The sequence below is a fragment of the Polynucleobacter sp. MWH-Aus1W21 genome (assembly GCF_018687275.1).
Classification (GTDB): domain Bacteria; phylum Pseudomonadota; class Gammaproteobacteria; order Burkholderiales; family Burkholderiaceae; genus Polynucleobacter.
The window spans coordinates 1,205,171-1,227,813 of record NZ_CP061287.1; the positions used below are offsets into that span (position 1 = coordinate 1,205,171).

A 22,643-nucleotide genomic window follows, 5' to 3' on the forward strand; every position below is an offset into this window, starting at 1 on the left:
AGCTCCACTGAAAAATGCCCTTAGGAGCTTAGTTTAAATTAATCTCAAATAGCTTTGAAATACCGATCTTTTATCCATAAGGCTACAGTAACCAAGCCAATCATGATGGGTACCTCAACAAGAGGACCAATCACTGCAGCAAATGCCGCCCCAGAATTAATACCAAAAACAGCTATAGCTACCGCAATAGCCAGTTCAAAGTTATTGCTCGAAGCAGTAAAAGATAAAGTACAGCAGCGTTTGTAATCCATGCCCATCTTGGTCGTGATAACAAAGGTAATCACAAACATCACACCGAAATAAACGAGCAATGGAATGGCAATAGTGAATACATCGCCAGGCAACTGTAGAATCAATTTACCCTTCAAGCTAAACATCACCACGATTGTGAATAGCAAGGCAATTAAAGTGATCTTCCCAATCTTTGGCACAAAGTGTTCGTGATACCACTCTTTAGAAACAAATTTAAGTGCAATGTATCTAGTGAGTAATCCGGCGATACAAGGAATGCCCAAATAGATAAAAACAGTTTTGGCAATTTCTGCAATTGTTATGCTGACATTGGATCCGGCCAAGCCAAAGTATGGCGGCAGTACAGTTAAAAAGAAATAGGAATACAGACTAAAGAACAAAACCTGAAAAATGGCATTAAATGCAACTAAGCCAGCTGCGTATTCTGTAGAGCCTTTAGCGATGTCATTCCAAACGATGACCATGGCGATACACGGCGCAATACCGATCAAGATCAGTCCAGCCATGTATTCTGGTTGGTCAGGCACAAATGTAATCGCCAGAATAAACATGAATGCAGGTGCAATGATCCAATTCATTAAGAAGGCAATGGCAAAGATCTTCTTATCCCTAAAGACATCAGGCAAATCTTCGTAGCGCACCTTTGCAAACGGTGGATACATCATCAAAATCAAGCCAATGGCAATGGGGTAATTGGTGCTACCCACCTGAAATGAATTGATAAATCCCTCCACCCCAGGAAAAAAGTACCCCAAACCAATACCAAGTGCCATGGCGGCAAAGATCCACACCGTTAAGTAGCGATCCAGAAAAGATAGTTTTTTAGTTAATGAAGTCATGGTGCTATTTATCTCTGCGTGTGAATATTCTTGAGACTCATGGAGTCTAATTTTTCCAAAGGCATAGAAGCCAGGATATCGATGCGCTTTTTGAGGCCGTTCATGACTTCATTAAAAGCAGCCCTCTTTTTCAAATCACTACCTTGCACTTGTGATGGATCAGGAAAGCCCCAGTGTGCCGTTACAGGGTTGCCTGGCCAGAATGGACAGACCTCTCCAGCAGCGTTATCGCAAACCGTAACAATGAAATCCATCTTTGGGGCATTAGGCTCGCCAAAAACATCCCAGCTTTTGGATTTGAGTAAGGCGCGGTCCATGCCTAGCTCTACTGCGATATCTGCTGCTATCGGATTGACACTGGTTCCAGGTGTAGAGCCTGCTGAGAAACCGCTAAACTTGCCACTTGGATGAGTGGAGGCCAATGCCTCACCCAAAATTGAGCGTGCTGAATTATGAGTGCAAAGAAAAAGAATGTTGTATTGCTTCATACCGATTTAGACCTTTTGACTACTTTGACAGTGCTGCAATCTTGCCCACCACAACAGTTTTCTAATAAAAATTCACTGAGATTTTGCACAAGCTTGGCATTGGGGCGATAAATTAAATTCCTACTCTGCCTTTCAACAATTAAGAGATCCGCATGCACCAACTCCTTGAGATGAAAACTCAAAGTAGCGTTCGGAATGCCTAATTTCTCAATAATTTGGCTTGGCGTTAGGCCAACATCCCCACGTTGCACAATCAAGCGAAAGACGTTAAGCCTAGACTCTTGGCCTAGGGCCAGAAAAGCTTGAACAGCATCTGTATTTTTCATATTTCCAATTATATAGAAATATATGACAGCAATATTACAGGCCGCTAGGGCCTGTAAATGTTTTACTACTTAGCCTGAGTTTGTTCGCTCTTTACTTTTTGAGCTTGCCAAACGCCGCTGCCATCGCATTATTCATGGGTGGCGCTTGTCTTCTATCTTCTTGGGGCTTTCTAGGCTCAGCGGTTCTAGGGCGATTTGGGGCTCTTTGTTCGGGCTTTCCACCGGCCTTAGATCCTTCTCTTGGCGCCTCATCACTCAAACGCATTGTTAAGGCGATACGCTTGCGCTTTTCATCCACCTCAAGCACTTTAACCTTAACGACCTGCCCTGCTTTAACAACACTATGCGGATCTTTTACAAAGGTATTAGAGAGCGCTGAAATATGCACCAAGCCATCTTGATGAACGCCAATATCGACAAAGGCGCCAAAGGCTGCAACGTTTGTCACAACCCCCTCTAAGATCATGTCCGTTTTCAGATCGCTGATTTTTTCTACGCCATCTTTAAAGGTGGCAGTAGTAAATTCAGGACGCGGATCGCGACCAGGCTTTTCCAATTCCTTAATGATGTCAGTCACTGTTGGGACACCAAACTGACCATCGGCATACTTTTCTGGTGAGAGTGATTTAAGGAGACTGGAATCCCCAATCACTTCTTTTACACCCTTCTTAATGTCCTTCAGAATCTTTTCAACCAATGGATAGGATTCTGGGTGAACTGCAGAGGCATCTAATGGATCATCGCCATTCATGATGCGCAAGAAACCCGCAGCCTGCTCATAGGTTTTGTCTCCAAGGCGCGGAACACTTTTGAGATCCGATCTGGACTTGAATGCGCCCTTGCTATCTCGATAGGCCACAATGCCTTCCGCTACGGTAGTGCTTAGCCCTGAAACCCTTGCCAGCAATGGCGCAGAGGCTGTGTTCACATCAACACCAACCGCGTTTACACAGTCCTCCACAACCGCAACCAACGATTTGGCTAATTGGGTTTGCATCACATCATGCTGATACTGACCAACACCAATCGATTTAGGATCGATCTTGACCAATTCTGCAAGTGGGTCTTGTAGGCGTCGAGCAATAGATACTGCACCACGCAATGAGACATCCATACCTGGTAATTCTTTTGAAGCGTACTCTGATGCCGAATAAACGGATGCACCCGCTTCAGAGACAACAATCTTGGTCAGCTTTAACTCAGGCTTTGCTTTAATCAGCTCTTGAGCCAATTTATCGGTCTCGCGCGATGCCGTGCCATTACCAATAGAGATTAGAGTTGCATTGTGTTTCTCGGCCAATTTAGCCAAGGTATGCAATGAACCCGCCCAATCATTCTTAGGCTGGTGCGGATAAATCACATCGGTGTCAACCACTTTGCCGGTAGCATCAACGACTGCCACCTTCACTCCAGTTCGCATTCCGGGATCAAGACCAATCGTTACTCTAGGGCCAGCTGGAGCGGCTAAAAGCAGGTCTTTGAGATTGCGAGCAAACACATTAATTGCCTCAGTTTCTGAGCGCTCACGCAAAGCAGTCATAAGCTCTGACTCTAAATGTAATGAGCACTTAATACGCCAAGTCCAGCGCACGGTATCTGCTAACCATGCATCGGCTGGGCGGCCATCATTTTTAATTTTGAAGTGATTAGCAATACGATTCTCACAAGGATTGTGAGGTGAATCCCACTTTGGCTTCTCTTCTTCGGAATCCAAACGCAAGTTCACCATCAACATTTGCTCGCGGCGACCCCTAAATAAAGCTAATGCGCGATGCGATGGAATAGCTTTAATAGGTTCAGAGTAATCAAAGTAATCAGCGAACTTCTCGCCCTCCTGCTCTTTACCGGCTATCACTTTAGACTCTACTACGCCGTGGTCTTGCAAATATTCCCTTAAGGACTGAACTAAGCCTGCATCCTCAGCAAAACGCTCCATCAGAATTTGACGAGCGCCTTCGAGAGCAGCTTTGGTATCAGGTACTCCAGGGTTATTGGTGCCATCGACGTCAAATGCTTCTTTAATATATTTAGCGGCTTCTGTTTCGGGATCCAAATTGGGGTTAGCGAGTAAATCATTTGCCAGCGGCTCTAAGCCAGCTTCCAAAGCAATCTGCGCCTTCGTTCTGCGCTTGGGCTTGTAGGGAAGATAAAGATCCTCTAAGCGAGTCTTATCCTCCGCCAGCATGATGGCTTTGAGTAACTCTGGCGTCATCTTGCCCTGCTCTTCAATTGAGGCAACAATTGTTTTGCGACGGTCTTCTAATTCACGAAGATAGCTAAGACGCTCTTCCAATAAACGCAATTGCGTGTCGTCCAATCCACCAGTCGCTTCTTTACGGTAACGAGCGATAAACGGTACGGTGGCACCTTCATCCATTAGGGCAATAGCTGCAGCTACTTGTGCAGGTTTGGCGGAAAGTTCTTGGGCAAGACGTTGTTCAATGGATGGCAGCATTTATTTGGTTTTCTTACTCTGATGTTTATATTTTTGGAATATTGCTATTGATTGAAGAACAAAAGCCACCCGTAGGTGACTTTTGTTGTGAAGCTAAGCTAGCTTATTCGCGTGAGGCTTTTTTACGCTCATGCTCCTTGAGGTAGCGCTTACGAATACGAATACTCTTCGGCGTCACTTCAACCAACTCATCATCATCAATAAATTCAACTGCATATTCCAAGTTCATAGCGATTGGAGTAACCAAGCGAACCGCTTCGTCAGTACCAGAGGCGCGAACGTTAGTTAATTGCTTACCTTTAATTGGGTTCACAACCAAGTCGTTATCACGGCTATGGATACCGATTACCATGCCTTCGTACAAAGGATCGCCAGGGCTTACGAACATACGACCACGGTCTTGTAACTTCCACAATGCGTAAGCAACTGCTTCGCCATCATCTTGGCTAATCAATACGCCGTTATGACGCTCACCCAAGATACCGTCTTTAGCTGGGGCATATGAATCAAATGTATGACTCATTAAGCCGTTACCACGAGTCATGGTCATGAAATCACCTTGGAAGCCGATCAAACCACGCGCTGGAATACGGTACTCAAGACGTGTGCGACCTTTACCGTCACTCACCATATCGAGCAATTCACCTTTACGCTTGCCCAAGTCTTCCATCACGGCACCTTGAGTCGTATCTTCAACATCAACCGTTAAGTTCTCGTATGGCTCCATCTTCACGCCATCTTCCTCATGGAACACAACACGTGGACGGGAAACAGCCAATTCGTAACCTTCACGACGCATTGTTTCTACCAAGATGGTAAGGTGCAATTCACCACGCCCGGACACTTCAAATACGGTGTCGTCGTCAGTTTCTTTAACGCGTAAAGCCATGTTTGACTTTAGCTCGCGGTCAAGACGCTCACGAATCTGGCGGCTAGTTACAAACTTACCTTCACGACCAGCCAATGGGCTAGTGTTCACCATGAAATTCATAGTCAATGTTGGCTCGTCAATCTTGAGCATTGGCAATGCTTCTGGAACGTCTGGTGCACAGATCGTTGTACCAATTGCCAAATCTTCAATACCGTTTACCAATACGATGTCGCCAGCTTGCGCTTCGTCAACGATTTCGCGCTCTAAGCCACGGAATTTCAATACTTGGTTAATACGGCCTTTGCGTTGAACGCCATCAGGACCATCCATAAATACAACGTCCATCAAAGGCTTAACAGTTCCGCGGTTAACACGGCCAACACCAATCTTACCTACGTATGTGCTGTACTCAATCGAAGTAATCTGCAGCTGCAAAGGACCTTCTGGATTGTCATCACGAACTGGAACGTGCTTTAACACTGTGTCAAACAATGGACGCATATCGCCTTCACGAACATCATCAGTCAAGCCAGCATAGCCATTCAAACCGGAAGCATATACAACCGGGAAGTCCAACTGCTCTTCAGTTGCACCTAATTTATCAAACAACTCAAAAGTTGCATTGATAACGTAATCAGTACGAGCGCCTGGGCGGTCAACTTTATTAATAACAACGATTGGTTTCAAACCTAAAGCCAAGGCTTTCTTGGTTACGAAACGAGTTTGTGGCATTGGGCCTTCAACCGCATCAACTAAAAGCAATACACCATCAACCATAGAGAGTACGCGCTCCACTTCACCACCGAAGTCCGCGTGTCCTGGGGTATCAACGATATTGATATGTGTGCCGTCATACTCAACCGCACAGTTCTTGGACAAAATAGTAATACCACGCTCTTTTTCCAAGTCGTTTGAGTCCATGACCCGTTCGGTCATTTTTTCATTGGAGCGGAATGTGCCAGATTGGCGCAAGAGTTGGTCAACCAGAGTAGTTTTACCGTGGTCAACGTGGGCGATGATGGCGATGTTACGAAGTGCGCGTTTAGTCATGTGAAGCTTCTAAAGTTAAAGATAAGTAAAAGGGTTGTTAATAGTGATTCAATAATGATTGTTTAATGTGCCTGTGAAATTAAACGCTTTGGATGTAATACTCCAGAACGCCAATCGGCAGTACCAATAAAGTTATGGGGAGCAGCAGTGGCGCGATAGATGCGAACCAATGCCTCGATAGAAGGTAAATTGAGCGGAACACGTTGCCCCATCTCCAGACGCTTAGCCTGTTGCTCATCTACCGTTAGGTGTGGCAAGGTTTGCAAGAGAGCATCTACTGGCAATATATAGTCAGCAGTATTTTGTAGACCGCTTTGAATTGATTCAATCGTAAAAGACTGTTCGAGAGTGAGGTGCCCTACTTCAGTACGGCGCAAGCCGACTAAATGAGCGCCACAACCCAGGGCGTTACCAATATCTTCAGCCAGAACACGAATATAGGTACCCTTGCTGCAACTCACTTCTAGGGTAGCTTCAGGCCAGTTGATGTTAGTCCAGCGAATGGAGTGAATAATGATGTCACGTGGTGCGCGTTCTAATTCAACACCAGCACGAGCATATTCATAAAGAGGTTTGCCATCACGTTTTAATGCCGAATACATTGGCGGTACTTGTGAAATGGCACTAGTAAATTTAGGCAGCAGCGCATCTAAGGCGGCTTTCATTTCTGCGTCACTTGCGAATGCTGGTAAAGGCAACTCTTCAATAATTTGGCCTTCTGCATCACCCGTATCAGTGCGTGAACCAAATTTCACTTGAGCAATATAAGTTTTGTCTGCTTCGAGCAAGTCTTGCGAATACTTAGTAGCTTCACCCAAGCATATTGGCAGTAAGCCAGTGGCCATCGGATCTAAGGTACCGGTGTGCCCTGCTTTGTCCGCGTTGAAAGCACGCTTGACGGCAGTAACTGCGCCCTGTGAACTCATTCCAGCGGGTTTATCTAGCAGCACTACGCCGTCGATTCTGATAGCCATGAATTACTTTGTCTCGTCTTTGTGATCGCTCTCGACTGCCTGATCGATCAAACGAGACATTTCTATGCCATGCTCTACAGAACTGTCATAGTGAAAATGCAATGTAGGCACCGTATGAATGTGCAAACGTTTAAATAATAATGAATGCAAGTAGCCCGCTTTTTCCTGAAGTGCTTTTAATGCATGCTCAGGCTCTGCGCCTAAAACAGTAAAGAACACTTTGGCATGTGCCAAGTCAGGAGTAAGCTCAATGCTTTGCAAAGTAATCAAACCCAAACTTGGGCTGCGCAATTCACGAGGAATGAGCTCGGCCAGGTCTCGCTGAATTTGATCGGCGAGACGCTGGTTGCGATGCGGACTAGTCTTATGCATATTGCCTATGGTGCTTAGAGTGAACGAGCAACTTCAGTAACTTCAAATACCTCGAGTTGATCACCCTCTTTGATGTCGTTGTAGCCTTTTAATGACAAGCCACACTCAACACCGGCACGAACTTCTTTCGCGTCATCTTTAAAGCGCTTAAGAGAATCCAGTTCGCCAGTCCAAACAACCACGTTGTCACGCAAGAGACGTACGCTTGAAGTGCGTTTAACGATACCGTCAACGACCAAGCAACCAGCAATAGCGCCAACTTTAGATACCAAGAAGACTTGACGAATCTCGACGAGACCAGTGATTTCTTCTTTCTTATCTGGAGTCAACATGCCACTCAGAGCCAACTTCACTTCATCAACTGCGTCATAAATAATGTTGTGATAACGAATATCCACGCCATTGTTCTCGGCCAACTTACGTGCTGCTGCATCCGCACGGGAGTTAAAGCCAATAATGACTGCCTTAGAAGCAACAGCTAAGTTCACGTCAGTTTCAGTAATGCCACCTACAGCAGCGTGAACGATTTGCACCTTCACCTCTGGAGTAGAGAGCTTCATCAATGATTGAGCCAAAGCCTCTTGTGAACCTTGAACGTCCGCTTTGATGATGAGTGGCAACAACTTCGCTTCAATTGCGCCCTCTTCCATGTTTTCCATCATGGTTTCAAGCTTGAATGCCTGCTGTTTAGCCAGCTTCACATCACGGAACTTGCCTTGACGGAACAATGCAATCTCACGAGCTTTGCGCTCATCAGGAACCACTTGCACTGCCTCACCCGCTGCAGGCACTTCTGACAAACCTTGAATTTCTACTGGAATAGATGGACCAGCCTCATTACATGGTTTTCCGTTCTCATCCATCATGGCGCGAACGCGCCCAAATGTAGAGCCAGCCAACAACATGTCACCACGTTTAAGAGTGCCTGACTGAACCAATACAGTTGCAACCGGGCCCTTACCTTTATCCAAGCGTGCTTCAATGACCAAGCCTTGAGCTGGAGCATCTTTTGGAGCTTTGAGTTCCAGAATTTCAGCTTGCAAGAGAACGTTCTCTAACAAAGCGTCAATGCCTTCACCGGTTTTTGCAGATACCGGAATGAATGGCACATCGCCACCGTATTCTTCGGGAACTACTTGCTCAGCAACTAATTCTGTTTTAACGCGCTCAGAATTTGCTTCTGGTTTGTCAATCTTATTGATTGCTACAACCAAAGGTACGCCACCCGCTACTGCATGGTGAATCGCTTCTTTAGTTTGTGGCATCACACCGTCATCAGCAGCCACTACCAAGATCACGATATCGGTTGCTTTAGCACCGCGCGCACGCATTGCCGTAAAGGCTTCGTGACCCGGGGTATCTAAGAACGTAATCATGCCACGTGGAGTTTCAACGTGGTATGCACCAATATGCTGGGTAATGCCACCAGCTTCACCAGTAGCTACTTTTGCTGCACGAATCTTATCGAGCAAAGAAGTTTTACCGTGGTCAACGTGACCCATCACCGTTACAACCGGTGGACGTGGCAATAACTCTGCATCGTGACCATCGGTGCCAAGATCCAAATCTGGGTCATCCAATTTCGCAGCGAAGGCTTTATGACCCATTTCTTCAACAATGATCATTGCCGTATCTTGATCAAGCACTTGGTTGATAGTGACCATTTGGCCCATACCCATCAACAACTTGATCACTTCCGCACTCTTCACTGCCATTGCATGAGCTAACTCTGCAACAGTGATGGTTTCTGGAACATGCACATCGCGTACTACTGGCTCAGTAGGCACTTGGAAGTTTGTGTCGACGTTTGCTTCAGCGATTTGACGCTGCTTCTTACGACCGCCACCTGAGCGCCAACCACCAACACCACCAGATGAATCACCACGAGTTTTTAAGCCACCAGGTTTCTTAGCACCCTCTTCTTGCCAGGTAGATGATGTTTCAGAAGATTTAATAGTCTTGCCACCAACTTTGGCAACAGCCTTCTTCTTATCATCAGCGCCTTCAGCTTTCGCAGGCTTATGCAAAGTACCTTTTTTCGCTTCTTCAGCAGCAATTTCACTTGGCGCTTTCAGAACGCGAGCAGGAGCACTCATCATGTCGCGAATTGCTAAAGCTTCCGCTTCAGCAGCAGCGCGACGCACACGAATGTCTGCCAATTCTTTTTCTTTAGTTGCAGCCAAATCTTTTGCGGCTTTTTCAGCGGTCGCCTTTTTCTCTGCTGCAGCTGCAGCTGCAGCTGGAGCTTCATCAACAGGAGTAACTTCTTTCGCAACTGGAGCAGCAACTTCTTTTTGGCGCGCTTCTTCAGCTGCTTTCATTTCTGCTTCTTGACGAGCTAGCAACTCAGCTTGACGGGTTGCCTCAGCCGCGCGTTTTTCTAACTCTTCTTCAGAAATAACTGGTTTAGCTGGCGCAGCTTTAGCTGCCGCTTTCGCTGGAGCTTCTTCAACTGCTGGCTCAGGAGCTTTGTCACCCGCCTTGACTAGCACGCGCTTTTTACGAACTTCAACTTGAACTGTACGAGTGCGTCCAGCAGAGTCTGCCTGACGAATCTCTGAGCTCTCGCGCTTGATTAAAGTAATCTTTTTGCGCGCGCCCGTGTCAGCGCTACCATGCGCTTTTTGCAAGTGCTCAAGCAGGACTGTTTTGTCCTTCTCGGTAATGCTGTCGTCCTCAGAACCTTTTTCGATACCGGCCGCCTTCAACTGCTCCAAGAGGTCTGGCGCGGTACGTTTTAATTCTTTAGCGAGTACTTTTACTGTTGTTGCCATGCACTACTTCCTCTCATGAAGTAAACCAATGTTCGCGCGCTTTCATGATGAGCGTTTTCGCAGTTTCTTCGTCAATTTGTGTCGCCTCAACTAGCTCATCAACAGCCAGTTCAGCAAGGTCGTCACGGGTATGTACTTGATTGTCAGCAAGCTTCGCAATCAACTCTGTTGTCATTCCCTCTAAGGAACGCAAGTCTTGTGAAACTTCGCCAATACGTTCTTCTTTTGCCAACTCCATCGTCAACAAAGAATCGCGAGCGCGAGTACGTAGCTCATTCACAGTGTCTTCGTCGAATGAATCGATTTCTAACATTTCAGACAATGGTACGTAAGCTACTTCTTCTAACGTATTGAAGCCTTCTTCAATCAAAATATCAGCTACTTCCTGGTCTACGTCCAACTTGTCCATAAACAACTGGCGTACAGAGGAAGCTTCTTTTTCAGTTTTCTCAGCTGACTCTTCTGGAGTCATGATATTGATCTGCCAACCAGTCAAATCGCTCGCCAAACGAACGTTTTGTCCGCTGCGGCCAATCGCAATTGCCAAGTTCTCTTCATCAACTACTACGTCCATGGCGTGACGCTCCTCGTCAACCACGATAGAAGAAACTTGGGCTGGAGCCAAAGCACCAATCACAAACTGCGCTGGATCTTCAGACCACAACACGATATCTACTGCTTCGCCAGCTACTTCGTTACGCACTGCTGTAACGCGTGTGCCACGAACACCAACGCAAGTACCGATTGGGTCGATACGCTTGTCATAAGTAATTACGGCAATCTTTGCGCGGACACCAGGATCACGAGCGGCGCCTTTGATCTCGAGCAAGCCCTGCTCCATCTCAGGAACTTCGTTCTCAAACAACTTAATCAAGAAATCTGGGCAAGTACGTGAGAGTTCGATTTGTGGGCCACGTGCTTCGCGATCCACTTTAAGGATGTAAGCGCGTACACGGTCACCAGAACGTAAGTTCTCTTTTGGAATCATTTGATCGCGACGCAGCAACGCTTCAACACGACCAGATTCAATAATGAGACCATTCTTGTCGGCACGCTTCACGGTGCCGGTCATGACTTTTTCGCCACGCTCAAGGTAGTCGTTCAAAATTTGCTCACGCTCAGCATCACGAATACGCTGCAAGATCACTTGCTTAGCAGCTTGTGCACCGATACGACCGAAAGCTAAAGATTCGATTTGCTCTTCGATATAGTCGCCAACTTCCATGTCAGCAAGTTGCTCTTGAGCTTCAAATTGCAGGATCTCTTTATCAGGCTCTTGCAAACCAGCTTCGTTCGGAACTACCAACCAGCGACGGAAGGTTTCGTATTCACCAGTTTCGCGATCAATCGAAACGCGGATATCCACGTCTTCTGTGGCATAACGCTTCTTGGTTGCAGAGGCTAAAGCCATCTCCAACGCCTCGAATACGATAGCTTGATCTACGTTCTTTTCACGCGCTAGCGCGTCTGCCAACATGAGAACTTCTCGGCTCATGACTTTCTTCCTTTGAAATCAATAACAGGGACCAACCGAGTCTTATCGACCTCGGCTAAAGAGAACTCCAATTGAGAAGGCTGACCATCAGCACCCTCAAATACCAAACCAAACTTTGCATCAGGTGAATTCAATTCACCACTCAGCAAACCTTGCAACTCACCACGAAAATTCTTGCGATTGCCAACAGCAACACGCAACTTCAAATCTACTTGCATGCCAGCGAAGCGCTCAAAATCAGCAGCAGTTTTCACTGGACGATCCAATCCTGGAGATGAAATCTCTAAGCGCTCGTATGGAATATTTTCAACCGGTAGGGTGTAGCTCAACTGATGACTCACCTTCTCGCAATCCAATACCGTAATCAAGCGCTCGTAATCTGGGTTTTCAATCGTGACGCGTAGCAAACCTCCGGCTTCACGCTCAATCTCAACTAGCGTGTAACCTAAGTTTTCCAGCTCTGCAGAAATAACCTGCTGATCTTTCACAACTACCCTTCATACCAAAATGGCAAAAAAAAATGGGCTTCAAAGCCCATATTCTCGAAATTCAGAACAGGCCGACTTACGTTGATCGCAACATCAGTCGGTAACAACTTAAAACAGCAGAATCCTGCTGTAAGACCAAAATTATAGCCTATTTGGCAGAAAACCGATACAAATCAGAAGCTTTCGCCCGGATTACGCGGTTTTCTAGGTCCCTTGTTGAAGGGTTTGCGCCCCTTTGGTGCACCTCTTTTAGGCCCATTTCCGGGGCTTTGAGGGTTTCCAGTCACAAATGCGGACTGTCCATGGTGCACTTTGCCGCCTTTACTGCGGTTTTGACCTTGGCCGCCGCCCTGACCGCCTTGACCTCCACGGCCACCTTGGCCGCCCTGACCAGGTCTTCCACCCTGCGTACGACCACGGAAAGGACCGCGCCCATCACCAGAACCACCGCCACCACCAGGTTTGCCACCCCTACCTTGATGAGTCAGGCCGTTATGACCGCTAGCAAGGGTCAAAGCGTCACGGGAGCCCCAGTAAGAAACCGAGGTTTGCATTGGGTCTGGCTGAAAATCTTCCCCCATAGGGCGACGATCGCGATTATTTGAATTGGCGTTAGGGTTGCGACCCTTGTCTTGTGGCTGCGGCATTTTTAGACCAGCAGACTTCATCAAGTTATAGATGCCGCCCGCCTCAATTTCTTCCCATTTTCCGCGCCTTAAGCGTGGAGGCAATAAGAAAATGCCGTAACGAGTTCTGATCAAGCGAGATACCGTATGACCAACTGCTTCAAACATGCGGCGCACTTCGCGATTACGACCTTCACTTAATGCAACGTGGTACCAACGGTTTGCACCTTCACCACCACCCATTGCTAGGCGTAAGAATTTGGCTTGGCCATCATCAAGCGTAATACCACTCTTTAATAGCGCGGTGTTTTCTTGGCTCAAGTCACCCAATATGCGAACAGCGTATTCACGCTCAACACCATAACGCGGATGCATCAAACGATTTGCTAATTCACCTGAAGTAGTAAACAACAACAGTCCTTCAGTATTAAAGTCCAAGCGACCAACTGCGATCCAACGTCCTTGACGGGGCTTTGGCAAACGATCAAACACAGTCGGACGACCTTCAGGATCAGATTGACTGACGATCTCACCAGCAGGCTTGTGATACATGATCACGCGTGGCGGTTTAGTTTGAATCTTGCGATGAACCGGCTTACCATTAATACGCACTTGATCCGTTGGTCCAATACGTTGCCCAATATGAGCTGGTAATCCATTTACAGAAACACGTCCTTGAATAATCAAGTCTTCCATGTCGCGACGTGATCCCATGCCAACGTCAGCCAATACTTTATGCAACTTAACAGTATCTTCATCATCAGCGTCATCATCTAGACCATCAAGATCTGACCACACTTCATCACGCAAACTCAAAGGCAAGTCATCAACGTTTGCAAATTGCAAACTACTTACCTCATCCTCTGTTGGCGCATCTGGATCTTCATCCTCACGTGAACGCTGAGCGCGTTGTGCGCGACGCTCTGCTCCAGTTTGATGAGAGATTTCACTCTCATTTAGACCATCAGGATTTTTAACATCTTCAACTTCTGGGGCATCCAAAGCTGCATCAAACTCACCAGAAACTACTGAAGCAAATAAAGCTTCGCTCTCGGCTGGGTTTGGAGCCAGTTTTGCGGATTGGTTATTACCTTGATGATTGCCACCTTCGCGTGGGCCATTAGATTCACCACCCTCACGGCGTGGCCGATCTTTATTAAATGGGCGCTTCTTATTAAATGGGTGTTTGCCCGAGCCTTGACGGCGTGGGCGACGATCACCACGTTCTCCGCGCTCCCCACCCTCAGTCTTCTGACCATCAGCATTCGATGGTGCAGCATCTGTATTAGATGGGGTTGCCGATGGATTTGCTACCGGGGATGAATCGTTTTCGTTAGAGCTTGTCATTAATAATTATTTTGTTTCGTCTGATTTGTCATCTGACTCAGGGGTATCTTCTTCGGTAAGTTCTTCTGTCACTTCAATCACTGTTTCTTCTACAGTGAATTCAGTTATCTCTTCAGTCTCGTTCACTTCTTGTGCATCTGCATCAATGATGACTGTTTCTACAGTTGCAGACGGATCAAATTCCATTACTGCTTGACCTAATTGTTCTGCAGCCGCCATTGGCGCCGCGTCTTCCAAAATTGGCAAGCTTTGTAAATTGGTCAGACTGAGGTCGTCTAAAAATTGTTTAGTGGTTGCGTATAAACCAGGACGGCCAACTGTTTCCTTATGGCCAATCACTTCAACCCAACCGCGATCTTCTAACTGCTTCATCACATTACTGCTAACTGCTACACCGCGAATCTCTTCAATCTCACCACGAGTCACTGGCTGGCGATAAGCGATAATGGCCAAAGTCTCCATTACTGCACGGGAATACTTAGGCGGCTTCTCAGGTGTGAGGCGATCGAGGTACTCACGCATCGACAGACGGCTCTGAAAACGCCAACCTGTTGCGATATGAACCAATTCCATACCCTTGTCTTCCCAAGCACGTTGCAGTTCGACCAATGCCTCATCGATATCTGCCGTAGTGATGTCTTCAACAAATAAGCGAGACAAATCAGCAACGGTGAGTGGCTCCTGTGCGCACAGGAGGGCTGTTTCAATTACGCGCTTATTGTGATCGTCCATAAAAGTCGGGCTACCAGGAATCATCCTGATTAGGCTTTAAAAATGTATTTAGTAATGGGTTTTGGTGTTCTCTAGCGACTACGGACAATCCATCTCATCAGTTCTTATTGGAATATGTCCGCGCTGAAACGAAGTCCTTTTCGTTCACCTTGTGCCCATTATAAGGTAGGCTCAATACAATAGCCACATGCATAAGAAATACACCAAACCCCTTTTTCTGACATCTAATGCCCCAGTCCATATAGAGCGTCGCAAACTCCTGGGCCTTGGGATTGGTGTGGGCGCCATTCTTGGGGGCGCAAGCTTGAGCTCCTGCAGTCTTATAAGCACCAAAAAGCCAGTTGTTGGCTTGGTTTTGGGCGCTGGGGCGGCCCGAGGCTTCGCTCACGTAGGTGTTATTAAGGCTTTAGAAGCCCAAGGCATCAGACCCGACATTGTTGTTGGCAGCAGTGCTGGCAGCGTGATTGCCACCTTATTGGCCTCTGGAGCCACGGGTAACGAACTCAATCGCTTAGCCCTCAATCTTGATGAGGCCACCATTGCTGACTGGGGACTCCCTTTTGCTGGACGTTTTGGGGGACTCATTAAAGGCGATGCCCTGCAAAACATGGTGAACCGAGAGGTGCAAAACAAATCCATTGAACAAATGCGCATACCCCTGGGCATTGTTGCCACGGAATTACAGTCAGGCAAAGGTGTTTTATTTAGGACAGGAAATACTGGTTTGGCAGTTCGCGCCTCTTGCAGCGTACCAGGCGTTTTTCAGCCAGCGGTGATTAGTGGCAAGGAATATGTGGATGGTGGTTTGGTAGCCCCGGTACCCGTTAGCTACGCACGACAAATGGGCGCAACTATAGTAATTGCGGTCAACATCTCTTCTGAGCCGGTTCATCAAGATGCCAGCGGAACTCTTGGCGTCTTGCAGCAAACTATTTCCATCATGCAGCGAAGCATTAATCAATACGAATTAAAAAGCGCTGACATTGTGATTCAACCGCAATTAAAACAAATGGGTGGCGGGGATTTCAAATCCAGAAACGCAGCTATTCTGGCTGGCGAAGCCGCCGCTCAAGAACAAATGGGGCTAATTAAAGAAAAGCTGAAAGGCTAATAGGCATCAGGCTTAAAGCCCTTATACTTTAAAGGTTGCGTGATTTACGCTTAAGATTTTTTACTTCGTTGAGAAGTTCTTGACGCTCTGAATCATTAAGATTGTCGCTGCCATCCAAACGGCGCGCCCCATCAAAACGCTTATCCCAGTAGAGGCTACCGAGATCATCCACTCTGACATTCGTACCTTTGGAAGGCGAATGAATAAATTTGTTATCGCCCACGTAAATACCAACGTGAGAAAAAGTTAAACGCATGGTGTTGAAGAAAACGAGGTCGCCTGGTTGTAATTCTTCACGAGTAATGGGCTTGCCAACACGACTCATCTGAGTAGATTTACGTGGCAATAAAAATCCAAGCTTATCTTTAAAAACATAGCCGACAAAACTACTACCATCTAATCCAGACTGTGGCAGCTCCGTATCCCAGCGATAACGCACACCAATCACTTCCATAGCGCGATTAATCAACTCTTCTGATTTGCCTGTAACGGTATCCGCCAATCGATCAGAAACGCGCGCAATGTAAGAACGGCCAGCTTGAAACATGCTTTCTTTAGGCTCAGCCGCATCTACGCTTGCCTCGACCACAGGATCTGCCGCATAAGCGAAAACGCAAATGAATACGCCCAGGCCAAAGCCCAGGGTTTTAGTAAGCATCGCTTTTTTCAGTGACATCGAATCAGTTTAACAAAGAACTCTTAATTAACCAAGTCCTCAATTTAGACTCAAGTCCTTGTTTATAAAGATAAATTTTCACAATAGAGGGGCAAATGCACCAATTTAGCCCATAAAACAGGGTTTTTGGCCTAAGCCCTTAACTCTCTTAGGTCAGCTCTGCAGCTGCAAAAAGCTCTTTGGTATAGGTTTGGCGGGGGTGCTTGATCAGAGTTTCCGTATCACCAAACTCCACCACTTTGCCGCCTTTGAGGACCATTACCTCGTGAGACATGGCTCTGATAACTGCTAAATCATGACTGATCATCAGATAGGCTAAGTTGTACTTCTTTTGCAGCTCGGTCAATAAGGCAAGTACCTGCTTCTGGATAGAAACATCTAACGCAGAGGTAGGCTCATCTAGAACCAAAATTTGGGGACGCAAGATAAGTGCACGGGCAATCGCAATGCGCTGACGCTGGCCACCAGAAAATTCATGGGGATAACGTAGCAGAGCGGATCGATCTAACCCAACCTCTTTAAGCATATCCACCACGCGAGTTTCGCGCTCAGTAGCAGACAGCTTCGGAAAGTGGACATCCAAACCTTCGGAAACGATTTGCAATACATTCATGCGCGGCGATAAAGATCCAAATGGATCCTGAAAGATCACTTGCAAACTGGAGCGCAACGCCCTTCTCTCAACTGGCTTTAGCTTCTGCCAGTCACTACCAAGGACATCAACTTCACCAGTGACCTGCGCTGCTGAGTCGCCCAATAGCCCCAGGACGGCCATACCCAGGGTTGTCTTTCCAGAACCAGATTCACCAATCACGCCAATGGTTTGGCCCTGCTTTAGCGAGAAGCTGACTTTTTTCAGAACCTTATGTGGTGGCGCTTTTTTAAACCAAGATACCGGCTCTGCGCTTGGGTAGGCGACAGACAACTCTTCTGTTTTTAATAACACGGGAGCCAGTGGCATCAGCGGTGCCAAGTCACGTACAGGCTCGCTATTGACCAAAGCGCGGGTATATGGATCTTCAGGATGCTCAAACACTTGTTTCGTTGCTCCAGACTCCATCAAATTGCCTTGGTTTAGCACTGCTACACGCTGCGCAAAATGCTTCACCAAATTAAGGTCATGAGTGATCAATAAAATCCCCATGCCACCATCATCTTTAGACTCCTCTTGTAGCTCTTTAAGTAATTCCAAAATCTGTAAACGCAAACTCACATCTAACGCTGTTGTCGGTTCATCAGCGATCAGAAGGCGTGGCTTACATGCCAATGCCATCGCAATCATGGCGCGCTGCCTCTGACCACCAGAGAGTTGATGCGAATAAGAGTGAAAACGGCGCTCTGGTTCAGGAATGCCTGTCTTGCGCAGTAAATCAACCGCGGCATCCACCGCATCTGCTTTAGAGATCAATGGCTGATAAATCTGCACCGCTTCAATAATTTGATTGCCTACCGTAAATAGCGGATTTAAAGCCGTCATCGGCTCCTGAAAAACCATGGCAATTTCGCGGCCACGAATCTCTCGAATGTCCTGAATAGACATGGATAGCAAATCGACTTCGCCCTTCCCGTCTTTTCTATTCCAGAGAATCTTTCCAGAAACTTTCGCGCCTTCCGGCTCAAGTCTGAGTGGCGCTAGCGCCGTCAGGGTCTTACCAGAACCAGACTCACCTACGAGTGCAACACGTTCACCTATACCGATTTCTAAATCAAGATGATTGACGGCAAACTTTTCGCGACGACCCGTTCCAAAAGAAATGCACAGATCTTCATAGCGCAACAAACTCATGAGCGACCTCCACTCATCAAGCCGGCTTTACGAGAATCAAATGCGTTACGTAATGCCTCGCCCATAAAGGTTAATAGCAGCAAGGTTGCTACCAAAACCACAAAGGTTGATAAGGAGATCCACCAAGCATCAAGATTACTCTTGCCTTGAGATAACAGCTCACCCAAGCTTGGCGTTCCTGGAGGCACTCCCAAGCCCAAGAAATCCAAGCTCGTTAAAGAAAGAATTGCTGCACTCATGCGGAATGGCAAAAAGGTAATCACTGGTGTCAAGCTGTTGGGCAAGATATGGCGCCACATAATCTGCACATTGGTAAGACCTAATGCGCGTGCCGCACGCACATACTCCAAGGCGCGGTTGCGGAAGAATTCCGCACGAACGTAATCCGATAAGCCCATCCAACCAAAGGCTGCCAGCAAAATGATGAGCAAGGAAACGCTGGGGTTAAAGATCGAAGCAAAAATAATAAGTAAGTACAACTCCGGCATGGCCGACCAAATCTCAATCAGTCGCTGAGAAATCAAATCAAACTTACCGCCAAAGAATCCCATCAGGGATCCAGTAATGATGCCCACACTGACACCAACAATGGTGAGCGCCAAACCAAAAAGAATGGATAAGCGAAAGCCGTAGATCAAACGTGCCAGCACATCGCGCCCGCGGTCATCCGTCCCCAGCCAGTTTTCCCATGAAGGTGGTGCTGGATTAGGCACTTTAGAGAAGTAATTAAGTGTCTCGTAGCTATAGTGAATCGGTGGATAGATTGCCCAGTTACCGTTACTCGTAATATTTTGACGAATGTCTGGATCCAAGAAATCCGTCGGCGTGGCGAAGTCTCCACCAAATACCGTTTCTGGCTGACTCTTCACGATCGGAAAATAGAAATGGCCTTCATAGCGAACCACCAAAGGCTTGTCATTAGCAATCAACTCGGCGCACATCGATAAACCGAAGAGCACCATGAAAATCCATAGGCTGGCGTAGCCCATGCGACTATTTTTAAAACGTTGCCAACGATTCATGAACCGCCTCCCGCACCAAACTGAATGCGTGGGTCTATGTATACATAGCAAAGATCAGAAATTAACTTTGTAAATAAACCAATTAAGGTGAATAAGTACAGAGTGCCAAACACTACTGGGTAGTCACGGCGCATCACTGACTCATATGAAAGCAAGCCAAGCCCATCCAAAGAGAACAAAGTCTCTATCAATAAGGAGCCCGTAAAGAATGCGCCAATAAACGCTGCAGGGAAACCTGTTACCAGTGGCAAGAGTGCATTGCGGAAGACATGCTTCCAAAGAACTTGTTTTTCCGTAAGTCCTTTTGCGCGTGCAGTCAGAACGTATTGCTTACGAATCTCCTCTAAGAATGAATTCTTAGTCAGCATCGTGACCACTGCAAAACTTCCTAGAACAGATGCGGTAATTGGCAACACTAAATGCCACAAGTAATCCATCACCTTACCTATGAGACTGAGATCACTCCAGTTATCGGAAGTTAAGCCTCTTAGCGGGAAGATTTGTAAAAAACTTCCTCCACCAAAGACAACAAGCAATAAGACGCCCAACACAAATCCTGGAATCGCATAGCCCACGAGGATCATGCTGCTAGTGATGGCATCAAAACGTGAGCCATCACGGACTGCCTTCGCTATTCCCAAAGGAATAGAAACTAAATAGGTAATAAAGAAGGTCCATAAACCGATGCTGATCGATACCGGCAATTTAGAAACTACTAAACGCCAAACGCTTTCATGTTGGTAATAGCTTTGACCTAAATCGAATCTAGCAAAACGGCCCAACATCATGAAATAACGCTCAAGAGGTGGCTTATCAAAACCATATAAGGCTTTTACTTCCTCGAGGCGTTGCGCATCGACACCCTGACGCCCGCGATACGTCGCGCCAGAACCCGAAGACTCAGAACCACCCGTGGCTGCACTGCCTTTGCCTTTTAATTCCAATACCATTTGCTCTACTGGTCCACCCGGAACAAATTGCACTACGGCGAAGGTAAGAGTTAATACACCTAAGATCGTTGGGATCATCAAGAGCAAACGTTTGAAGATGTAGGCGCGCATTTGACCCTGCATTATTTAGACTCCTCTTTCCACCAATTTTGCATGATCCACAGCTCTGCTGAATAGTACAGAGGTGGCTCTGGGTAGCGCATCTCGTGACGGAAGGCAACGCGATGGGTTGGGTTGTACCACTGAGGAACTACGTAATAACTATTCCACAAGACACGATCAAGTGCTCTCGTAGCGGTTCTTAACTGCTCACGATTTTGCGCTTTGGTAATTTCTTCAATCAAAGCATCAACTACGGGTGATTGCACACCAATCACATTATCGGAACCCTTTTCTTTAGCTGCTTGGCTACCAAAGCGGTCCCAGAGTTCGTTGCCTGGGTTTTGAGAATCCTGGAATCGTACGGTGGTCATATCAAAGTCATATTCATTCATACGCTTTTGATGCAAGGCAAAGTCGCTCGTACGAATATCTACCTGTACACCCAACTTCTCTAAGTTCCGGACATACGCAGATATCACCCGCAAGAAGAAACCGCCATCTTCCACAATCTCAAAACGAAATGGCTCACCCTTTTCATTGCGCAATGCGCCGTCGCGATACTGCCATCCCGCATGCATGAGAAGCTCTCGCGCTTTTTTCAGGTTCTGACGCAAACTTCCAGGTGGCTTAGTTGATGGTGCCGCAGGCATTGGACCAAAAACAGCATCTGGAACCCACTGTGGATATTTAACTTTCAGAGGTTTAAGTAATTTCAACTCAGCTTCAGTTGGTTTACGAGGGCCGTCAAAATTGGCACTTAAGTCGCTATTCGTAAAGTAGCTATTGATGCGACTGTATTGATCAAAAAATATCTGACGATTGAGCCACTCAAAATCTAAGGCATATCCCAATGCTTCGCGAACACGCGCATCCTTAAAGATTGGGCGACGTACATTCATTGCAAAACCTTGCATACCAGCGCCATTGTGATTAAGGAATGCTTTCTTTAATAAGATGCCTTTATCAAACTTTGAACCAACATAGCCTTTGGCCCAGATTTTGGCGCGATACTCCACTAGAGCATCAAACTCCCCTGCCTTAAAGGCTTCTAACCTGACAGCATCATCACTGTAGAGCTTGTACAGCACTCGATCAAAGTTATAAAAACCAACGCGCACATTCAAGGGTTTGCTGAGTTGATCGGCCCAATAGTTTGGGTTCTTTTTATAAACAATCGACTTGCCAGCTTTAAATGACTCAATCAAATAAGGACCGCTTGCGATAGGCGCTTCAAAGGCGAGTTTCTCAAATGGAATCATCGATCCATCAGACCGCTTACCCCAGTTGCGTGAAAACACAGGAAAGGTGCCAGCGAGAATTGGCAGCTCTGCATTGTCATTTTTAAAGTCAAAGCGGATGGAGCGCTCAGATAAAATTACCGCTTCTTTAATATCAGCAAAAGTTGTCTTGTAGCGTGGGTGGGCTTTACCACTCATTAAAGTATCAAAGCTATATTTAACGTCAGCTGCCAATACTGGACTGCCATCAGAAAACTTTGCTTCTGAACGAATATGAAACGTCACGGATTTGTGATCTTTGGCTACTTGGATATCGTCTGCCAATAACCCGTAAATACTCGACACCTCATCAGCGCTTCCCTCAGCCAAAGACTCAAACATCAAATCTATACCCGGAGCGGTAATGCCACGCAGAGTAAACGGATTAAATTTATCAAAACTGGTTCTTTGCCCTGGATTGGGCAATACCAAGGTTCCCCCACGGGGAGCATTTGGATTAACGTAATCAAAATGGGCAAATCCATCGAGATACTTGGGTTTGCCGTATTGCGCAATGCCCTGTCCCGCCATGGCTGCATTGACTCCTAGCCCTACTAGCAGGGCTAGCAGCAGGAAATGGGCAATTTGGCGAATGGGTTTTAAGGTGGGCATATATGCAACAATTGTAGA

At 46.7% G+C, this 22,643-nt stretch carries 18 protein-coding genes; 1 reads left to right on the top strand and 17 read right to left on the bottom strand.

All coding sequences use genetic code 11. The features are described from left to right. Nucleotides 1-44 precede the first annotated feature (44 nt). The 12 genes from arsB to scpB all read right to left on the bottom strand — a co-directional run bounded on the left by arsB (nucleotide 45) and on the right by scpB (nucleotide 15,089). Nucleotides 45-1,091 carry an ACR3 family arsenite efflux transporter gene (gene arsB, locus ICW03_RS06220; protein ID WP_215346617.1) on the bottom strand — a complete coding sequence of 349 codons (1,047 nt, stop codon included), beginning with the start codon at nucleotides 1,089-1,091 and terminating at the stop codon, nucleotides 45-47. An 8-nt stretch (nucleotides 1,092-1,099) separates the two neighbouring features. After that, nucleotides 1,100-1,579 carry an arsenate reductase ArsC gene (locus ICW03_RS06225; RefSeq protein ID WP_215346618.1) on the bottom strand — a complete coding sequence of 160 codons (480 nt, stop codon included), beginning with the start codon at nucleotides 1,577-1,579 and terminating at the stop codon, nucleotides 1,100-1,102. After that, complete coding sequence (locus ICW03_RS06230) at nucleotides 1,576-1,905, bottom strand: helix-turn-helix transcriptional regulator (protein WP_215346619.1); 330 nt, start codon at nucleotides 1,903-1,905, stop codon at nucleotides 1,576-1,578. The genes ICW03_RS06225 and ICW03_RS06230 overlap by 4 nt, the downstream gene beginning before the upstream one ends. 91 nt (nucleotides 1,906-1,996) lie before the next feature. Next, nucleotides 1,997-4,360, bottom strand: coding sequence for a Tex family protein (locus tag ICW03_RS06235; protein WP_215346620.1), 2,364 nt, complete (start codon nucleotides 4,358-4,360; stop codon nucleotides 1,997-1,999). A 103-nt stretch (nucleotides 4,361-4,463) separates the two neighbouring features. After that, nucleotides 4,464-6,281, bottom strand: coding sequence for a translational GTPase TypA (typA, locus tag ICW03_RS06240; protein WP_068323346.1), 1,818 nt, complete (start codon nucleotides 6,279-6,281; stop codon nucleotides 4,464-4,466). A 62-nt stretch (nucleotides 6,282-6,343) separates the two neighbouring features. After that, a complete protein-coding gene (truB, locus tag ICW03_RS06245; protein WP_215346621.1) occupies nucleotides 6,344-7,255 on the bottom strand; it encodes a tRNA pseudouridine(55) synthase TruB in 912 nt (303 codons plus the stop codon). A gap of 3 nt (nucleotides 7,256-7,258) precedes the next feature. After that, a complete protein-coding gene (gene rbfA / locus ICW03_RS06250) occupies nucleotides 7,259-7,627 on the bottom strand; it encodes a 30S ribosome-binding factor RbfA (protein ID WP_215346622.1) in 369 nt (122 codons plus the stop codon). Between the two features lie 14 nt (nucleotides 7,628-7,641). Continuing rightward, nucleotides 7,642-10,401: a translation initiation factor IF-2 gene (infB, locus tag ICW03_RS06255; protein WP_215346623.1), complete on the bottom strand. Its 2,760-nt coding sequence runs from the start codon at nucleotides 10,399-10,401 to the stop codon at nucleotides 7,642-7,644. Nucleotides 10,402-10,414: 13 nt separating this feature from the next. Beyond that, nucleotides 10,415-11,896 (bottom strand): transcription termination factor NusA, encoded by a 1,482-nt coding sequence (nusA, locus tag ICW03_RS06260; RefSeq protein WP_215346624.1) that lies wholly within the window; start codon nucleotides 11,894-11,896, stop codon nucleotides 10,415-10,417. Then, complete coding sequence (rimP, locus tag ICW03_RS06265; protein ID WP_215346625.1) at nucleotides 11,893-12,384, bottom strand: ribosome maturation factor RimP; 492 nt, start codon at nucleotides 12,382-12,384, stop codon at nucleotides 11,893-11,895. Before rimP ends, nusA begins: the two co-directional genes overlap by 4 nt. 173 nt (nucleotides 12,385-12,557) lie before the next feature. After that, on the bottom strand, nucleotides 12,558-14,357 hold the full coding sequence (locus ICW03_RS06270; RefSeq protein ID WP_215346626.1) for a pseudouridine synthase: 1,800 nt from the start codon (nucleotides 14,355-14,357) through the stop codon (nucleotides 12,558-12,560). A gap of 6 nt (nucleotides 14,358-14,363) precedes the next feature. Further along, nucleotides 14,364-15,089: an SMC-Scp complex subunit ScpB gene (gene scpB, locus ICW03_RS06275; RefSeq protein ID WP_251374366.1), complete on the bottom strand. Its 726-nt coding sequence runs from the start codon at nucleotides 15,087-15,089 to the stop codon at nucleotides 14,364-14,366. Between the two features lie 187 nt (nucleotides 15,090-15,276). Between scpB and ICW03_RS06280 the strand changes: the two genes are divergently transcribed. Further along, a complete protein-coding gene (locus tag ICW03_RS06280) occupies nucleotides 15,277-16,200 on the top strand; it encodes a patatin-like phospholipase family protein (RefSeq protein WP_251374367.1) in 924 nt (307 codons plus the stop codon). A 28-nt stretch (nucleotides 16,201-16,228) separates the two neighbouring features. Here ICW03_RS06280 and ICW03_RS06285 read toward each other — a convergent pair whose 3' ends face one another. The 5 genes from ICW03_RS06285 to ICW03_RS06305 all read right to left on the bottom strand — a co-directional run bounded on the left by ICW03_RS06285 (nucleotide 16,229) and on the right by ICW03_RS06305 (nucleotide 22,625). Then, entirely contained in the window at nucleotides 16,229-16,876 is a 648-nt protein-coding gene (locus ICW03_RS06285; protein WP_215346628.1) for a C40 family peptidase, read from the bottom strand. A gap of 148 nt (nucleotides 16,877-17,024) precedes the next feature. Continuing rightward, nucleotides 17,025-18,662 carry an ABC transporter ATP-binding protein gene (locus tag ICW03_RS06290; protein WP_215346629.1) on the bottom strand — a complete coding sequence of 546 codons (1,638 nt, stop codon included), beginning with the start codon at nucleotides 18,660-18,662 and terminating at the stop codon, nucleotides 17,025-17,027. Further along, the gene (locus ICW03_RS06295) at nucleotides 18,659-19,684 is read right to left on the bottom strand and encodes an ABC transporter permease (RefSeq protein ID WP_215346630.1); all 1,026 of its coding nucleotides are present in this window, start codon (nucleotides 19,682-19,684) and stop codon (nucleotides 18,659-18,661) included. The genes ICW03_RS06290 and ICW03_RS06295 overlap by 4 nt, the downstream gene beginning before the upstream one ends. After that, entirely contained in the window at nucleotides 19,681-20,745 is a 1,065-nt protein-coding gene (locus ICW03_RS06300; protein ID WP_205627523.1) for a microcin C ABC transporter permease YejB, read from the bottom strand. Before ICW03_RS06300 ends, ICW03_RS06295 begins: the two co-directional genes overlap by 4 nt. An 11-nt stretch (nucleotides 20,746-20,756) precedes the next feature. Continuing rightward, nucleotides 20,757-22,625 (bottom strand): extracellular solute-binding protein, encoded by a 1,869-nt coding sequence (locus ICW03_RS06305; protein WP_215346631.1) that lies wholly within the window; start codon nucleotides 22,623-22,625, stop codon nucleotides 20,757-20,759. Between the last annotated feature and the right edge of the window lie 18 nt (nucleotides 22,626-22,643).

Coding starts and splice junctions, on each gene's coding strand:
- ICW03_RS06280 (WP_251374367.1), top strand. CDS start 15,277: ATGCATAAGAAATACACCAAACCCCTTTTTCTGACATCTAATGCCCCA.
- ICW03_RS06300 (WP_205627523.1), bottom strand. CDS start 20,745: ATGCGCGCCTACATCTTCAAACGTTTGCTCTTGATGATCCCAACGATC.
- truB (WP_215346621.1), bottom strand. CDS start 7,255: ATGGCTATCAGAATCGACGGCGTAGTGCTGCTAGATAAACCCGCTGGA.
- nusA (WP_215346624.1), bottom strand. CDS start 11,896: ATGAGCCGAGAAGTTCTCATGTTGGCAGACGCGCTAGCGCGTGAAAAG.
- arsB (WP_215346617.1), bottom strand. CDS start 1,091: ATGACTTCATTAACTAAAAAACTATCTTTTCTGGATCGCTACTTAACG.
- ICW03_RS06295 (WP_215346630.1), bottom strand. CDS start 19,684: ATGAATCGTTGGCAACGTTTTAAAAATAGTCGCATGGGCTACGCCAGC.
- ICW03_RS06225 (WP_215346618.1), bottom strand. CDS start 1,579: ATGAAGCAATACAACATTCTTTTTCTTTGCACTCATAATTCAGCACGC.
- ICW03_RS06305 (WP_215346631.1), bottom strand. CDS start 22,625: ATGCCCACCTTAAAACCCATTCGCCAAATTGCCCATTTCCTGCTGCTA.
- ICW03_RS06230 (WP_215346619.1), bottom strand. CDS start 1,905: ATGAAAAATACAGATGCTGTTCAAGCTTTTCTGGCCCTAGGCCAAGAG.
- infB (WP_215346623.1), bottom strand. CDS start 10,401: ATGGCAACAACAGTAAAAGTACTCGCTAAAGAATTAAAACGTACCGCG.
- ICW03_RS06290 (WP_215346629.1), bottom strand. CDS start 18,662: ATGAGTTTGTTGCGCTATGAAGATCTGTGCATTTCTTTTGGAACGGGT.
- ICW03_RS06285 (WP_215346628.1), bottom strand. CDS start 16,876: ATGTCACTGAAAAAAGCGATGCTTACTAAAACCCTGGGCTTTGGCCTG.
- ICW03_RS06270 (WP_215346626.1), bottom strand. CDS start 14,357: ATGACAAGCTCTAACGAAAACGATTCATCCCCGGTAGCAAATCCATCG.
- ICW03_RS06235 (WP_215346620.1), bottom strand. CDS start 4,360: ATGCTGCCATCCATTGAACAACGTCTTGCCCAAGAACTTTCCGCCAAA.
- typA (WP_068323346.1), bottom strand. CDS start 6,281: ATGACTAAACGCGCACTTCGTAACATCGCCATCATCGCCCACGTTGAC.
- rbfA (WP_215346622.1), bottom strand. CDS start 7,627: ATGCATAAGACTAGTCCGCATCGCAACCAGCGTCTCGCCGATCAAATT.
- scpB (WP_251374366.1), bottom strand. CDS start 15,089: ATGGACGATCACAATAAGCGCGTAATTGAAACAGCCCTCCTGTGCGCA.